Genomic DNA, 15,995 nt, shown 5'->3' on the forward strand with positions numbered 1-15,995 from the left:
ATCAGAGCCGAGCGTCATGTCCCGACCCAGCAGAGCCCACCGCCTCAGCGAATACGAGGGCCAGTACTTGTTACACCTGGTGAAGCGAGGTAAGCATGAGTGTCGATGCACACCTTGTCCGAACTCTTGAGGCATGCAGCCCGCCGGTTCCGCAGCGATGGCCACTTCGAACTCCAACCGGCCCTCGCCGGCGCGCCGCTCCGTCGACATCGGCCCGGCCGCCGACCTGGTCTCCGCCGCCATCGATAACTTCGCACACGAAAGCCGCGGCTGGGACGAGGCTGACCTGTACTGGGATCTGGTTCGGATCGAGAACACGGCCTGTGGGGTGCCAAAACACGGCCCAATAGGCCTGACTTGCGCATCAAGCTGCCGCAGGTTCGTACTCGTTGATCAAGCCGCCGAGCACCGACGACGTACGTGATCTGCATCCTGGATTTCCGTTCGGGTGATCGGGTCGTGGTGGAGGGTGGTGTCGCCCGGTGTGGTCGTCGGTGGTTGTAGTGGAACAAGTAGCGGTTCAACACTGACTTGAGGTCACGCTCGTTGATGGTCAGCAGCCGGCCGGTGAGCTCTCGTCGAACAGTGCCGACAAACCGTTCCGCGTAACAGTTAGCTCGTGGACACCGCGGCGGGATCTTCACAACGTCGATACCAGCGTCAGCGAAAACCGAGTCGAACGACGCCGTGAAGTGGCCAGCCCTGTCACGAACCAGGAATCGAAACTCGTTGGCCCGATCGCCAGGACCCATGAAGAGGTTGCGAGCCTGCTGGGTTGTCCACAGACCGTCAGGGTTGGTGGTGGCGCCAAGGATGTGACATAGCGGGTGCCGACCTCCACCACGAAGACCACGTACACCCGCCTCAACGTGACCGCGCAGTTGACGTGGAAGAAGTCGCACGCCAGCATGCTTCCTGCTTGAGCACTCAGGAACCGCCGCCACGACGTGCTGGTATCCCGGATCGGCGAGGGACGCTTCAGTACGCGGCGGACAGTTGACGCAGCAGCAGCACGGTGGCCGAGCTTGAGCAGCTCACCTTGGATACGGCGGTAACCCCAGCCGGGTTCTCCCGCGCCATACGCTCGATCAACGCCACGACGGTCTCATCGCGACCCCGCGGTCGCCCAGTCCGGTTCGGGTAGGTCCACTTCTTCGCGACCAAGCGCCGATGCCACCGCAGCACGCTGCCCGGAGACACCAACCGGTGCTCCCGCAACCAGACAGGTAGCCACCGCACCAACGCGGCCAGCACAACACGATCAGCCCAATCCAACCGAGGACGGCGCTGACCACGACGCAACACCTCGCGGCGCGCCTCGTGGCAGTTCATACTGGATGCTTCCGGGCTGGCTCATCGAGGCTGGTGGATCACATACGGATTCCGGGCCGTCGCCTGCGGCGAGGCGCGGCCGTGGCACGTGCGAACGACTCCGCCGCCGCGCGTCTGGTTGCGAACTGGTCAGCGCCTTCCTGCCCGATCTGCTGCGCAGTAACAGGGTTCCTGATCCCGCCAAGGAGAAGATCCTCGGCGAACTGGCGCAGTACGCGCCGCACGACGATGTCGACGTGCTCCTACCCGTGGGAGTCTTCGCCCTCACGCGGCAACGATCGTTGCCGTCGGACCAGATCGGCCGTATCGCGACCACCGTTGGTGACGCAAACCTGACATTGAAGCTGCTGCTCGTGGCCGCACCGCCGGTGCCCGAAGTCGTCTCGGTGCTGAAGCGGCTGGGCGAGCCGTACGGTCACTTCGCGAGCACGAGCGTGAGCGACTTCAAGGTGCCCGCGGACGAGGCGCACTAGTTGATCCTCGAACGGCTGAAGGGCGCCGGTGTAATCGCGTCGTACAGGAAGGTGAAGGACTCGTACAACGTGAAGCGAGGGCTCACAGGGAGAACTCCGACGCCAGCTTGACCTTCGGCATCGGGATCTCGGTCTGCACGCCGTTGATCCGGGTCAGGTGATCGGCCTGGAACCTGCGGTACGGGTCGAGGTCGGCGACCATTCTGGCGGGCCTGGTGGGGCCGTGCACTTCGCGGACCGGCATGGCCTGCGCCGGGCTGGTCGTGACGGCGCGGTAGTGCGGTCGCCTCTGCGGGGCATGACCAAGCCCTCGTTGTGGGCGAGCCACCTCCACATCGGCACATGATCAGGCAACTCAGCACTCCGTTGTCCTATACAGAGAGCAGAGTTGATGCTTCAGCGCGGGGATGGCGATCGGGATCTGCACCGCCGCTTCTGCCGTCGGGCTGCCGGACCGGTGCAGCCCGACGGACAGGTTGTCGCCGGCCCGGCGCGCGGAGAACCCGGTCACGTTCGCCGAGGCGACGTTGAGGGACAGCCCTGGATCCGATGCCACGAGGCGGCCGGTCGCGACGTCGAACAGCTCGAACGCCCCCTCCGTGCTCACCGCGAGCACGAGTGACGCGTTGTCGACCAGCCGCGCGGCCTGGACGCCGGACAACCCCGTCGGCAGGGTCAGCGAGGTGTTCCAGGTATCGCCATCGCGTTGGTACAGGGTCAGATGCCGGCCGCCGACGGCGAACGCCACGCTCACCTGTCCGGTCGGGTCGAACGACGCGACGCCCTGATCGGCGGGCAGAACCGGTCCATCCACTGTAGATGGACCTGAGGCCGAACCGCGGTCCCACATCGTCAGCGTCAGGCGGTTTTCACCGCGTGCAACAATCTGCCCGATCCCGTGACCGATCTCGTAGCTCACGATGTTGGGCACATCGGACCTCTCGCTGCCGTCCCGGCAGTCGATGACCTTCCCGTTGACACGAGCGATCGGAATCTGTGCCTCCGCTGCCCGTACCGAACGGGAGAAGTCCTTGTCTGGCACGTACTTCACCGGCTGATCGGCACACAAGTCGGCGCCAGGTGTAGTCGACTTCTCATCGGCGAGGAGGAGGCCTGCGGGCCGGACTTCCTTCAGCGCTCCGCCTTTTCCGTCCGGTCTGGGGGAGGCGAGTGTGGCGAACTCGGGGATGCCGACTCGTCCGATGACGCCGGTGGAGCTCGCCGTCACGAGTTCCTTCTGCCGGGTGAACAGCTCCCGTTCGCCGAGTGCCGTCACCGCCCCGCCCTCGCTGGTGGTCGTGACGTCCCACGGCTTCGGCAAGCTGCCGACAGGCAGGGTGGACAGGACCTCGATCGGGAAGCCCGCCTTCACCAGTGCGAGCTGGTCACCGACCGGTGACACGGCGACAGAGTCCGCCACGAGCGTCGTGCGCACGATGACCGGAGACTTCCGGCTCAGTCGTGGCACGATCGTCAGGGAGCGGCCGGTGTCGACCACATCGCACCCGCTTGTGAACTGCCCCTCGCCGCTGATGCTGCCCTGTTCGCCGCCGGCGTCGAGGATCACGGCACCCGTGTTGCCCCTAAGCAGCACGGTCGTGTGGTCGAGGCACCGCGCCACGAGCGGCTCTGTGCGCGATTGCCGTGCGGAGCCGAGTTGATGCTGCGCGCCCTGCGTCCAGTCGGGCGCCTGCCCGTATCTGCCGGTCGGCGGCTTCAGCACGGTGGCGGTATTCAGGTGGACCGCGACGAACTCCTCGAAACCGAACGGCACCAGCCGAGTCGCGTACGGCGTCTGAGACTGATGGGGTGGCAGCTTCGTTGTTCGGCCGTCACGAGTCCAGGAGATCGAACCGTCGTCGGCGATCCAGGCGAGGTCCCCGGTCATCTGGCCGGCGTGCAGCAGGGGCGCCACGTCCACCGCAGTGTTTGGCACCCGGACGGACTTGAGCACCGGTTCCCCATTCACTTGCGCTACGACACCCCACTCCTGCGCGCCGAAGCCGATGAGAAAGCCGCCGTGTGAGTCGGCGAACGCTGTGGAAGCCGGCGAGGCCGAGACAGGCACCTTCCTGGCGGCGGACACCACGGTGACGCCGGCCGGCCCGGCCACGACAGCCGCTCGCGACGACGGGTGCGCGGACACGCTGGTGACACCGTTGACCGATACCGATTTCCCGCGCTGGTCCACGACGTACGCCGAGCCGTCGCTCAGCAGCACCACACCGTCCGCGAATGGATGCAGTGAGCACGCCTTGTTCTGAGCGTCATCGAGCCTCGTCGTCCGTGCCGCCACGACGTCGACCACGAGCGGCCCGGCATCGCTGCATGCAACGAGATGTCCGTTACCCAGCCAGGTGACGTCGCGGAGATCCTCGCCGTCCACTGGCACATCCGCCGACGTCGCGCCTGACGCCACGTCCCACACCCGCACGTGGGACGTGCCCACCGAACGCCCGGCACTCCAGGCGAGCAGTTTCCTGCCGTCCGCGGAAAATCGGGCCGCCGCGACGGGATTCCCAGTCTCCTCCTGCGGATACACGAGTGCCCGTTTGAGCCTGCGGGACGCGTGCGACACGGCCAGCATCGCCGACCGGACGGTGGGACTGTCGCTCTGCCCTGCGGCGCGCAGGGCCCGTTCGATGGCGAGCGTCGGAGCGTCGGCTGCGGCGAGCAAAGCCTCGGCGGCGTCCGCCTGGGCGCGTGCTTGGGTGGCGTTGCGCTCCGCCTCTTGGCGGTTGATCTCCGCTCTGACGAAACCAACGGCGGCTGCGGCGAAGAGCAGGGCCATGACGATCGCGACAGCTGTCCAGCGGCGCGTGCGCCGTCGCTGGTAGGCGGCTTCCTCCAGGAGGTACTCGGAGGTCTCGACGTTCATCAGCGTCGCGCAGAGGCCGGTGAGCCTGTCCCGGCTGCGGCCGAAGTAGTTGATCCACTTCTGCTCGACGCTGAAGTAGTCCCACAAGGGCTTCGGAAGACCATCTGGAACGCTGAATCCCGGTGGGGCGAGGTTGTCGTCCCACGTCAGATCGACCCCCTTGTCCGCCCGGACGAGGAACAGCCGTTCCGGCGCACCGACTTTGTCCCGCCAATGCTCGATCTCCTTGGCAACCCACGGGGATTCGTGCGTTGTGGGACCAAGCACCACAACGAGAAAACGCGACTGCTCGAGCGCGGTGCAGATCTCCTTGGTCAGTGGTCCCGGCCTCAGATCCGACGTGTCCAGGAACAGTCTGAAATCGGCGCCTCCCGCGTGTCGCCCGGCAATCGCGAAGAGGTCCCGCTTCAGCCGCTCCGCTGCTTTTTGCGATGAGCTCTGGTAGCTGATGAAGGCGTTGTAGGCTGTCACTTCTGCCCGCATTCCTCCGCCGCAGAACGGCCAAGGCTCATCGTCGCGTAGTTGCCGAGCCGTTCCTCTTTTCCACCGGAGCGCCGCACGAGTTCGCCACTCGCCCAGTTCCCATTGACCTCGATGACGTCGTCGCAGCCGGGTCCGTTCCACCGTCGCGCTGTCGCGTTCTGGCCAGCGGTGTCCCGCGCGATCGCCGTCGCCGGGTCGACGTCGCGCCGCCAGATCTTCGGGGACGGATCGCACGTCTCGCCGGGCGGTGGATCGTGCAACTCGCCCATCACCGTGAGCAGGTCGGTCCGCCAGTCGAGGTCCGTGGTCAGGAACCAGGAGTACGCGCCTGAGGCGGTCACCAGCAGGTCGGGCTCGATCGTCCGCACCTGCATGGAATCGAGCTCGATGATCACCGGCACGGAGCTGGTGATGCACGCACCCCCGGAGCCACCGACGCCGACCGCGAGCCTGCGACCGTCCGCGGAGACCGTTGATCTGCCGAGGATCCCGTCGACCACCACGTGGTTGATCAGTCTGCCGTCGAAGTCGTACTGCGCGACCACGGACGGACCTCTCCTCACACCGCCGTCCCTGGCCAGGTAGCCGACCGTAACCCTCCCCGGCTCAGCGGCCAACACGACCGGCGACGCCGTGTTCTCTGCGCCGTAGTCCGTGTTGCCGCGTTCTTGCAGCCGTTCTGCGGTCACGATCCTGTCCACCGCAAGGTCGTGTTTGAACAACACGATCTCGAATCCACCAGGCGTGTAATTCTTCCTGCTGGTGAGGATGTTCTCGCCGGTCGCCGCGATTCCCGCGCAGTCCGCGCAGTCCGCGATGGCAGGGGGCCGGTGCGGCCGGACCACGGCCATATGGCTGCCCGCCAGGACAGCGGCACTCGTCCCGATGTCGATCGACGAAACTCCGTAGCTCGCTTCATCGGCCAGCTCCGGCACCTTCTCCAACCAGGCACCGCCGACGAGCGCCACACCGTCCTTTCCCGCCACGACAGCGAATTCCATGTCGCGAGGATCAGGTACGGGTGTGCCAGTGACGCCACTGCAGGACGTAACCAGAAGGCACACCAGAAAAAGTCGGAGCGATCTCATCGGCGTCCCCTTCCCGCAAGACTCACAGCCACCATCGGGATGACGCACGATCCGTTAGCAAGTTCATTTGCGTTCACTCATTTGCCGAACGATGTGGACGTAACACAGTCCACGACCACCCGATACCTCTCCGCGTGACTGACACACCGGCAGGGTGGCGACGCATTCCCCTGTTCATCGCCTCGACGTTCCGCGACATGGACCACGAACGCGATGTGCCGGCCCGCGTGGTGATTCCGACAGTGAACGCCAAACTGCGCGAGCACGGCCGCGGTGTCTCGATCTGTCCCGTCGACCTGCGCTGGGCATCGAGACCGACGACCGGCTCGACCCCGGGACGCGGCAGCGGATGATCCTCGACGTCTGCGTGTCGGAGGTGCGGCGCTGCCGACCGCTGTTCATCGGTCTGCTCGGCACCACGTACAGCTGGAACCGCCGGGCCTGCTCGGCCGCGGATTGTGCGCGAGAGTCCGCGCCGCCCAGCTGATCATCGCGCTGTCGGACAAGAACGAGATCACCACGTCCGACGCGCCCATGATCCACGAGGCGCTGGGATTTCTGGAAGAAGCGATGTGGCAGCTGGACGTCCAGTACGAGCTCGCCCCGACGCCATCGCGGTCGAGCCGTGCGCGATCCAGTGCGGACTGCTCCACAGCTCGATGCTGAGTATGTGTGATCAGCACGTCTGCGCGTGCGAGTCGGGGATCAAAGCACTCGCGAAGCCACGCGTCGTCGACCTGCTAGGCAAGGAGACGTTCATCTTCCAGGCGATCGTCCTGCTGCGGTCCTGGTACTTGTAGACGAGCAGGGCCGATCCTGCGGCCCTGCTCGAGGGGTGACGCAGGCCGTCGACAAGCATCCCGCCATGCGCGAAGAACATCCGGGGGTCGACGGGATCATGCTCATGGTGGCGCTGACGGCGGCCAGGCGGCTGGGCAACGTCGAGCTCGCCGTCCAGACCGTCAACCGCACGCTTTCCCGCCCGCAGTCCGGTGACATCGCCGGCGATGACGAGGCGCCGTTGGACCACCTCGTCCGGGAGTTGGTCGCCGAGATTGAGAACGACTTGGCCGAATTCGTGCTCGACGAGGACTTTCCCGACACAGACGACCCGGACCTAGTCATTCGTGCCGGCCACCGGCCTGCACGAGATGCGCACGGCACTGATGACGTACTGCCCCGGCGACCCGTCGGACGTGCTCGGTGCAGCGTTCTGCGCGACACTGTCCGCGACGATGCTGGCGCAACCGGACCGGCTCACCGCTGTCCGCGACCAGCGCCACGAACTCGCCGGGACGGCGGACACGAGGTCCCGGAACCTCCTGTCGGCGATCGGCGCGCTGCTCCGACGATGCTTCACTCCGGCACTTATGACTCGGCTGAGTTCCGCTGCCGCGGGCTGGCCACCGTCCAACAACTGACGCGGTGTTCTAGCCGAGCAGCACCGCGAGCATCACAACAGCAATCGCCACCGATGACGCGAACTGCCAGTCTGTCCAGTGCCGGCGCAACCAGTCGGCGAGCAACCGACGAATGCCGTTCCGCAACTGCTTCTCTGCGCCCTCCTTCGGCGAGTAGGCGAACGCGATCGACTCGATCTCCGACCCGACGATCGTCATGACCGCCCAGTCCTCGTCGAATGACTTTTCCTCCTCATCACCGCTTTCCCGCGTGACCAACGGTGCTTGCAGCGTCAGCTCACGCTTCGACGGGTCCAGTTCGGTCGAACTGCCGAGCCACCTGCCGACCACATCGCGGCCGCACTTCAACCGAACGCTGACCGTCACCTGATGTGGGCCGTCCAAATACAACGCTGGAAGGACGTGAGCCATGGAGTGCCAGGCATCAGCTTGATGGATGGCCGGAGCCCCGTCCGACGTACGCAGGTCATTGGTGATGACCGCATAGAGCAGTGACAGGATCAGGAACAACGCAATGGTCCATCCCGCCTGACTCGTGTTCGCCGCGACGTAGCCCGTGCCGCCGGAGAGCAACTTCGACGCGTTGAGCAGCGATCCGGGCGCACCCACCCCGATACCGGCCAGCGTGAGGCCAACGAGGGCCGAAATCACCGAACCGAAGAGCAGCACCCTACTGATCTGCTGGAATGCACTCTCTTCACGCGGCAGCATGGTGCGACCCCGCAACAACTCGTAGCAAGTTCCAGGCACCACGAAGAGCAGAAAGACCAGGACACCCCAGCGCGTTGTTAGGAACCAAGGCAGCTCAGCCCCCGACTACTTCTTGCCATCCTCGCTCTTCTTTGAGGTAGACGGTGGCACCGCGGGCTTCGTCGGCGGCTGCGCCGCCACCTTGATCGGGCCACTTGGGCTGATCGTGTTTCCACGGTTCTCGGTGAAGTTGGCGTCCTTAGAGGTCACCTTAGGGTTCGCCGTGGACTTACGCGATCCCTCCGCCGGCTTCTTGGCCATCTCCGCACTCCTAGCTGATTGTTCTTGAGATGTCCCCCGACGTAGCTTGAAGTCTAAGGCGAGCGCCTCCATTCATCAGCCTGGGTGTCGACGCCGTCATCCAGGGCTCGTTGTGCTCTGTCGTGCGACCTCTCTGTTGAGCAACAGCCGTGTGGTCCCGGCCAGCTCGTTTCGATCGGGTGGATGCCGGCCAAGCAGACGCCGCGCGAGACCGCGAGTCGGCGTTGTCACGCTACGTAACAAGTCCAGGACCAGTCCGATAGAACCATGAGCCGCGGGGAGGATCGACCTGGTTTTGTCGGTGCTTCGTGCTGCAATGCGGGAGGCCGTCCATCACGCTGTGATCGGGGGTTCGGGTTCTTTGGCTGAGCAGACTGCAGAGCAGCTGTTGCATGAGTTCCGCAGCAGTGCGACCGCCGATGTCACGATGTCGCTGCTGCGTTCGAGGGACGCGATGCTGTACCTCGCGCTGATGGCGGCCCATCTCGGTGATGGCCAGATCGTGGACGGCCAAAGCCTCAGCGCTTCGATCGATGCTGACTTGCCGGCGCTGTTGCGCAGCTACTCACCCGAGGACACCGACGAGTCGACCATCACCGCTGATGACCTCCTGATGCGGTGGCGCAAACGGGGCTGGGTGCAACGCTCCGCCGACCCACGTGACCCTCGGATCGAGCGCTACCAGCTGACGTCCGGGGCTGCGGCAGCGGTGCGGCAACTGCGCACCCTGCGGCAACAGACGTCGATCGCCACCGAGTCAGCGCTCGCGATGGTGATGGCACAGCTCAGCCAGATCGCCGCCGACGCCAACCCGGATCCGTTGATCCGCCGACGGATGATCGACGACCGTATCGCGGAGTTGGTCGCTCAGCGCGATGCCATCGACAGGGGCGAGACGCCCGAGGTGGACAACGGCGCGCTGGTCGACCGAGTAGCCGCGCTCGCGCAGCTCACCGACCGCATCCCTGGAGATGTCGCTGTCTACGGCGAACGCATGCACGCCAACACGGCCATGCTGCTGCGCCAAAGCCTCGCGGACGACGTCGAGTTCGCGGAGTCGTTGCAGCGCATGTTCGACGGACACGACATCATCGCCGAGTCACCCGAGGGGCAGGCCTTTCGGGCCTTTGCCACGGCGATCGCGACGCCTTCGCAGCGAACCCGGCTGGAGTCCGACATCGCGGAGATCCTCCGGCGTCTCGAGGACCTGCCTGGGCACCACAGGGCATCGCTGCAGGGATTCATCTCCGCCGTGTGGCAACGAGTCCAGGAGGTCGAGGACGTGCGGGGTGCCGCGTTCCGCAGGATGAGCAATTTCGTGCGCGGCGGTGACATCACGCACTACCGCAGCATGCGAACGCGGGTCAGCGAGGCGCAAACATCTGCGGCTGTGGCGTTCCAGCACACGCATGGCGGTCGCGACATCGGTTTCGTCGTGCCCATGAGTGGAGTCGAGACGCGTTCGGTGGGTCGTCTGCGGCTCGATCAGGGCATGGGCACCGCTCCGGACGCAGTCATGGACACCACGAACGAGTTCGACATCGATCTCGCGTCGCTCGGCGGGAGGGAAGCCATCGACTGGTCGGCGTTGCGGGACGCGGTCCACCTGACCATGGAGCAGCACTCCGGCTACGCCACCCTGCCCGAAGTGCTGGCACAGCTGCCCAGTCCCCGCGCCGGGGACGTGATCGGGTTGTGGTCGCTCGCCACCCGGTACGGCGACGTCGACGAGGGCACCAGGTCGGTGGTGCGGGCATGCACCGATCGGGGCTGGCGCGAGATCGACTTGCCGTACGCGGTGTTCGCCGAACAGCTTCCCTCCCCCACCGCACCGGCCCCTCGACGCCTGACGTTGCACCGCGGCCGTTCCACGCAGGAAGAGCTGTTCCATGACTGAGCCCAGGAGCTTCACCAGTGTGTTCGCTGACGACCTCGCCGAACCGGACGAGGCGTCCTTGGATCCGAGCAGCATCTTCGCCGATGACGACGAGACGCCCGGTGGTAGCCACGTCGACCACGGGCAACGCACAGCACGGTTCGAAGGGGACACCAGTGAGCTGCCGCCTCAGGTGTGCTGGGCGTTGCAGGAACTGGTAGCAACTCCGCACGTCACAGAGAAGTCCAAGCACTGGCCGATCGTGGAGCAGTACGAGGCGGTGCTGCGCTCTCGGCTGGCGGAGCTGGGACTGCTCCTGGAACTCAACCGCGATCACCGGTACGCCTTCACCAGACAGGCGGAAGATCCGTCCCCGCACAGCCGGGTGATCCTGCGCTCCAAGACGCTCAGCCTGGCCGCGAGCACGCTCCTGCTGTACCTCTACACCCAGTACATCCTTTCTCCTGACGAGCCGATCGTCGATCGAGCCGACATGGTCGAGCACATGTTCGCCTACAAGCCGGCGAACGACACCGATGAGGTCGAGTTCCGCAAAAAGATCAACACCGCGATCAGGTCGCTGGAAGAGCTGTCGATCATCAAGCCGGTCCGCGGAGGTACCGACAGGTTCACCGTTTACGGGGTCGTGACCGCGATTCTCACCGCCGACCAGGTCACCGCGCTGGACAACCGCTACCAGGCCATCGCCGCGGGTACCCGTCCCTCGAGCGCGGCGGCCGACGAGGAGGAGCAGGCCGAATGACTCGGACCGTCCACACTGGCCAGTTCCGCCTCGCCAGGCTTCAGGTCGTCAACTGGGGAACCTTCTGCGGCTACAAGGACTTCCCGATCGATGAGCGCGGCGTTCTGCTGACCGGCCCGTCCGGCTCAGGCAAGTCATCGCTTATGGATGCTCATTCCCTCGCTCTGCTCCCGAACCACGATCAGCGGTTCAACGCATCAGCCGACCTCACCGCACGCGGTGCAAAGCAGAACTCCCGCAGTGCCGCTGCCTACGTTCGAGGTGCGTGGTCGGAAACCAACGACGAGCACGAGCAGTCCAAGGTGCGCTACCTGCGAGGCGGCAAGCCCACGTGGTCCGCAGTCGGCGTCACCTACGAGGACGGTCTGGGTTCGTCCACCACCGCGGTGGTGGTGAAGTGGTTCACCAGTGCGGAGAACGACGGCTCTGCCATGAACACCATGCATCAGCTGCACGACGGCACGTTTGACCTGCAAGCACTCAACGAGTGGGCCGAGCGGGAGTTCGACACGAGGTGGTTCAAGCGAATGCACCCCGACGTGCGTTTCCCCAGCAGCCAGGATGCATACCTCAAGGAGCTCGGTCGGCGAATCGGTCTTGACCACACCGGCACCGCGCTGTCCCTGCTGGGCAAGGCGAAGGCGATGAAGAACGTCGGCGACCTGAACCTGTTCATTCGCGAGAACATGCTAGACAAGCCGGAGTCGTTCGCCGCCGCGGCAAGAATGCTGCAGACCTTCACTCCGCTGAACGAGGCCTACATCACCGCGAAACGCGCTTCCAGGCAGGAAGAGGTGCTGCGCGACGTTCCCCCGAACTGGAACGACCACCAGGAGTCCAAGCAGGACCACAGCACTGCGGAGGGCCTGCGCGGCACTCCGCTGGAACGGTACGTGCGCGGTCTTCACCTCGCCGTGCTCACCACCGAGCTCAACACACTCAGGGAATCAGCAGATCTGCTCGAAGCACAGCTCCTGGATCAGACCAAGCTGAAAGACGATGCACAAGGGTTACTCATCAGGCTGACAGGACAGCTCCAGCAGCAGAACTCCGGGCTGCAGCTGCTCGAAGTACAGCGGCAGCAGTTCGAGGCAGCTGCGAAAGCCGCGAAGGAAGGCTTAGACCGATACGGCGGCTACGTCGGCAGGCTCGGAGAGCCTGTGCCGCAAGACGATGCGGCGTTCCGCGCCCTGCTGGTGCGACTGCCCGTGCTGCTTGAGTCAGCCAGAGAGCAGAAGGCCGAACTCGAACCGCAAGCGCACCGGGAGATCTCACGGAAGGTGCAGGCGCAGCAGGAGTACACGGACCGAGACGCCGAACTGCGCCGTCTCCGCTCCGCCCCCACGCTCATTCCCGGACACGCGATCGCACGCCGGGAGACCATCGTGCGCGGAACCGGTGTCCCGATCAACACACTGCCCTACGCCGCCGAGCTGATCGACATCGCCGAAGGCGAAGAGTGTTGGCGTCCAGTAGCGGAGAAGGTCCTGCGCAACTACGGTATGCGCCTGCTGGTCGCCACCGAGCACATCGACCGCGTCCGCCGCTTCGTAGACTCCCACAACATGCGTGGCCTGGTCGAGTACACCGAAGTCACCGCAGTGTCAGCGCACATGCCACAACCAGCACGCAACCGGCTGGCCGGAAAGCTGACGGTCGACCAGCAACACCCGCACGGACGCTGGCTCGCGGCTCAGCTTGCCCGCCAGTTCGACCACGTCTGTGTCGAGACCGCAGCCGAGCTCGACGGTCACCGTTTCGCGGTGACACTGAACGGCACGGTCAAGATGCCGGGTAACCACTACCGCAAGGACGACCGCCCAGAGCTGACCAACCCCTCGAACTACATCCTCGGCGCGAACACCGCGGCCAAACGGCAGGCGCTGGAGCGGGAGGTCGCGGCATTGGCGGACGAGGTGCGCTCGGCCTCTGAGAGCGCCGACGGGTTCGGAGAACGCCTTGAAGTCGCGAACAAGCGGATCGATGCGGCCACCGAACTGATGGACTTCACGACCTGGTCGAGCGTCGACTACTGGGCGCCCACACGAGCGGCGAACGGCCTCGGCGAACAGATCGCACAGATCCGTGCGAACGACGTGGATCTGCAACGTCTCGAAACGCAGCGCAATAAGGCCCAGGAAGAGTTCGAGAAGGCCATCGGCGACTGGCAGAAGACGAAGCAGCGCATCGATGACGAGGCAGATGAGCAGATCAAACTCGGAGACCTGCGGCACGCCGAGGAGGCCAAGCCGCACACGGTTGACGAAGACGAGCGCCTCTACCTCGACGAGGTGTACACAGCCATCCAGACCACGGCGACGACCTCCAACATCAGCGCGATCCGCCGATCGATGGGCCGAGAGCTGGACAACCGCGTCACCAAGGCCACGTCACGCCAAGCCTTGGCAGCGGAGCGAATTCGCAGCGCTATCACCTTGTTCTTGGAGCACTGGCGGGACTACGCGCCCGACGACAGCGGCGACGTGAACCTCAGCGGTGCTTCGTTCGCCGCCCTGCACACCGAGATCGTCACCCGTCGACTTCCCGAAGCGATGGGCAAGCTCCAGCACATGATCAGCAACGACATGGTGCCGTCGATCGCGATGCTGCAGCACACCATCGACGAAGCTGGCCGCCAGATCGAAGAGCGGGTCGGCTGGGTCAACGCCGGCCTGCGCAGGGTCGAGTTCAACGACGGTACGCACCTGCAGATCGCCTACGCCGCCAACCCGTCCGCCGACGTCAAGGCCTTCCGCGACGCAGTCGACGAGCTCATGCGCAAGGCCGCCGTGCTGAAGAACGACCCGGAGCAGCAGGTGGCCCAGTTCCACCGCGTCAAGGCACTCATGAAGCAGTTCACCGACCAGGACACCGCAGCCGAACGATGGCGGCGCAACGTCCTCGACGTCCGCAACAGCTACACGTTCTACGGCAGGGAACTCGACGAAGGCGGCATCACCGTCTACACCTACCGCAACACCGCCACGAACTCCGGTGGTGAGCAGGAGAAGCTGGTGGCGTTCTGCCTCGCCGCCGCCTTGAGTTACAACCTCGCCGATCCGGACACCGACGGCAGGCCACGCTTCGGCACGTTGATGCTCGACGAGGCTTTCAGCAAGTCCGACGAGAACTTCTCCGCCCAGGCGCTGTCGGCGTTCGACGAGTTCGGCTTCCAGCTGATGATCGCCGCACCGATCCGCATGGCGGGAATCGTCGAGCCGTACATCGGTCAGGCAATCCTCGTCGACAAGCGCGTGACCGCCGACGGCGCGCGCTCCACCGGCAAGACAGCCACCTTCGGCGAGCTGGCCGCACGCCGGTTCGCTGACGAGGACGGCGAAATCCGTGCGACGGCCTGACGAGATCATCGCGTCGCTACGAGGCCGGTTCAGCGACTCCTACGCCGACTGGGCACGAGGCGGTGGCACCTGGCCGATGCGGATCTCGCTGCGCCCGCCAGCTCCATCCGAACGGACCGCGCACCCGGTGCGGTGTCACGAATGGGCGGCGGACTGGGCGGCATACACCGGCCCCGGCCACGTGGAACGCGCCAACCTGAGATTCCCCACCGGAACCCACCCCATGCCCAAGACGCTCGTGCTGTCCCGTCCCGGCGACGTGGCGCGAACTCACCCCGACGACCAGGCAACCTGGCTGCGCTGCGGCAGACGACTGACCGAGCTGGAGAACTCCTTCCCCAGAGCGAAGTTCCACCGCCTCGTTCGCCGCATCACCCAGCTGGACGATGCCGACTACGCGCGGCTCGTGCACGCGGCCAATTGGCTGACCATCAATCCCACCTCAGGGCTGTTCCTGCGACAGCTGCCCATCGAGGGCGTCCACACGAAGTGGCTCGCCGCGCACGCCACCCTCGTGCTCGCACTCCTCGGCGACGAGAGTGTCGACGAGTCCACCGATGAAGTGCCGCTGTCCAGGAAGCGGACACTTCACGACCGACTGGGCCTGTGTGTCGTTCCCGAACTCGTGCAGGTCACCGTGCTCGACCCGGCGCTCAGGGCTCAGTTCGCGGGCATGCGCCATTTCGCGGCGACCGTCGAGGACCTCGACCGCTGGCCCCAGCACCCGACCCAGGTTCTGATCCTGGAGAACAAGGAGACCGCGTTCGCGATCACCGACGACTACGAACGCACCGTCGTGCTTCACGGCCACGGTGCCCACGTCGACCAGTACGCGCGCATCACTTGGGTCAGGCAGGCGCAACGAGTGATCTACTGGGGCGACATCGACTTGCCTGGCCTGCAGTTCGTCAGCGACCTGCGCGGCATGGGCATCCCTGCGCACACGGTGTTCACCGACATCGACACGCTCCATCACTTTCGAAGGCTGGCTGTGGAAGGTGCACCTCCTCAGCGCACCGCCACGCCACCACACCTCACCACCGCCGAACGTGAGCTGTACGAACACCTCACCGCGTACTCCGCCAAGCACGGGACGGGCCTGCTGCTGGAGCAAGAACGGCTGCCGTGGGAGGACGTGTATCCGATGCTCAGGAACTTCCTGTTGAAGCGCGTGACAACGCTGGAGAGTGCACCGGTTTTGTCGGGGGTACTGGATACCTTCGGCAAGTGAGGCTCACCTCGGGATTGGCGTCACCACAGACTTCAGGTGATGCTCGTTGACGATGAGCAGCATGCTGAACGTGCGCGGCG

Annotated in this window: 15 protein-coding genes; 9 read left to right on the plus strand and 6 right to left on the minus strand. The window is 65.3% G+C overall.

Translation table 11 applies throughout. From position 1 onward, the window contains the following. Nucleotides 1–44 precede the first annotated feature (44 nt). A complete protein-coding gene (locus ACWGE0_RS11885; RefSeq protein ID WP_452261126.1) occupies nt 45–752 on the minus strand; it encodes an integrase core domain-containing protein in 708 nt (235 codons plus the stop codon). 585 nt (nt 753–1,337) lie between these two features. On the opposite strand from ACWGE0_RS11885, the gene ACWGE0_RS11890 reads away from it, so the two are divergent. Next, complete coding sequence (locus ACWGE0_RS11890) at nt 1,338–1,805, plus strand: hypothetical protein (protein WP_452260883.1); 468 nt, start codon at nt 1,338–1,340, stop codon at nt 1,803–1,805. 82 nt (nt 1,806–1,887) lie between these two features. Here ACWGE0_RS11890 and ACWGE0_RS11895 read toward each other — a convergent pair whose 3' ends face one another. The 3 genes from ACWGE0_RS11895 to ACWGE0_RS11905 are packed head-to-tail and all read right to left on the minus strand — an operon-like array spanning nt 1,888 to nt 6,167. Continuing rightward, on the minus strand, nt 1,888–2,139 hold the full coding sequence (locus ACWGE0_RS11895) for a hypothetical protein (protein WP_452260884.1): 252 nt from the start codon (nt 2,137–2,139) through the stop codon (nt 1,888–1,890). A gap of 21 nt (nt 2,140–2,160) precedes the next feature. Beyond that, a complete protein-coding gene (locus tag ACWGE0_RS11900; protein ID WP_452260885.1) occupies nt 2,161–5,154 on the minus strand; it encodes a TIR domain-containing protein in 2,994 nt (997 codons plus the stop codon). After that, nucleotides 5,151–6,167, minus strand: a complete 1,017-nt coding sequence (locus ACWGE0_RS11905) for a hypothetical protein (protein WP_452260886.1) — start codon at nt 6,165–6,167, stop codon at nt 5,151–5,153. Before ACWGE0_RS11905 ends, ACWGE0_RS11900 begins: the two co-directional genes overlap by 4 nt. Before the next feature lie 221 nt (nt 6,168–6,388). Here ACWGE0_RS11905 and ACWGE0_RS11910 point away from each other — a divergent pair, with 221 nt between their 5' ends. The 4 genes from ACWGE0_RS11910 to ACWGE0_RS11925 all read left to right on the plus strand — a co-directional run bounded on the left by ACWGE0_RS11910 (nt 6,389) and on the right by ACWGE0_RS11925 (nt 7,675). Then, nucleotides 6,389–6,607, plus strand: a complete 219-nt coding sequence (locus tag ACWGE0_RS11910; RefSeq protein WP_452260887.1) for a hypothetical protein — start codon at nt 6,389–6,391, stop codon at nt 6,605–6,607. A gap of 103 nt (nt 6,608–6,710) precedes the next feature. Continuing rightward, the gene (locus ACWGE0_RS11915; RefSeq protein WP_452260888.1) at nt 6,711–6,920 is read left to right on the plus strand and encodes a hypothetical protein; all 210 of its coding nucleotides are present in this window, start codon (nt 6,711–6,713) and stop codon (nt 6,918–6,920) included. Nucleotides 6,921–6,922: 2 nt separating this feature from the next. Beyond that, nucleotides 6,923–7,054, plus strand: a complete 132-nt coding sequence (locus ACWGE0_RS11920) for a hypothetical protein (RefSeq protein WP_452260889.1) — start codon at nt 6,923–6,925, stop codon at nt 7,052–7,054. A gap of 327 nt (nt 7,055–7,381) precedes the next feature. Next, nucleotides 7,382–7,675, plus strand: a complete 294-nt coding sequence (locus ACWGE0_RS11925) for a hypothetical protein (RefSeq protein ID WP_452260890.1) — start codon at nt 7,382–7,384, stop codon at nt 7,673–7,675. A gap of 9 nt (nt 7,676–7,684) precedes the next feature. On the opposite strand, the gene ACWGE0_RS11930 is transcribed toward ACWGE0_RS11925, so the two are convergent. After that, the gene (locus tag ACWGE0_RS11930; protein WP_452261127.1) at nt 7,685–8,479 is read right to left on the minus strand and encodes a DUF6338 family protein; all 795 of its coding nucleotides are present in this window, start codon (nt 8,477–8,479) and stop codon (nt 7,685–7,687) included. Nucleotides 8,480–8,491: 12 nt separating this feature from the next. Beyond that, nucleotides 8,492–8,686: a hypothetical protein gene (locus ACWGE0_RS11935; RefSeq protein WP_452260891.1), complete on the minus strand. Its 195-nt coding sequence runs from the start codon at nt 8,684–8,686 to the stop codon at nt 8,492–8,494. A gap of 361 nt (nt 8,687–9,047) precedes the next feature. On the opposite strand from ACWGE0_RS11935, the gene ACWGE0_RS11940 reads away from it, so the two are divergent. From ACWGE0_RS11940 to ACWGE0_RS11955, 4 genes are read left to right on the plus strand one after another with little or no spacing between them, the layout of a single operon-like run. Then, the gene (locus ACWGE0_RS11940; protein ID WP_452260892.1) at nt 9,048–10,583 is read left to right on the plus strand and encodes a DUF3375 family protein; all 1,536 of its coding nucleotides are present in this window, start codon (nt 9,048–9,050) and stop codon (nt 10,581–10,583) included. Beyond that, the gene (locus ACWGE0_RS11945; protein WP_452260893.1) at nt 10,576–11,325 is read left to right on the plus strand and encodes a DUF4194 domain-containing protein; all 750 of its coding nucleotides are present in this window, start codon (nt 10,576–10,578) and stop codon (nt 11,323–11,325) included. The genes ACWGE0_RS11940 and ACWGE0_RS11945 overlap by 8 nt, the downstream gene beginning before the upstream one ends. Then, nucleotides 11,322–14,684: an ATP-binding protein gene (locus tag ACWGE0_RS11950; RefSeq protein ID WP_452260894.1), complete on the plus strand. Its 3,363-nt coding sequence runs from the start codon at nt 11,322–11,324 to the stop codon at nt 14,682–14,684. Before ACWGE0_RS11945 ends, ACWGE0_RS11950 begins: the two co-directional genes overlap by 4 nt. Continuing rightward, on the plus strand, nt 14,671–15,915 hold the full coding sequence (locus ACWGE0_RS11955) for a Wadjet anti-phage system protein JetD domain-containing protein (protein ID WP_452260895.1): 1,245 nt from the start codon (nt 14,671–14,673) through the stop codon (nt 15,913–15,915). Before ACWGE0_RS11950 ends, ACWGE0_RS11955 begins: the two co-directional genes overlap by 14 nt. Nucleotides 15,916–15,995 lie beyond the last annotated feature (80 nt).

It is taken from the genome of Lentzea sp. NPDC054927 (assembly GCF_053610285.1).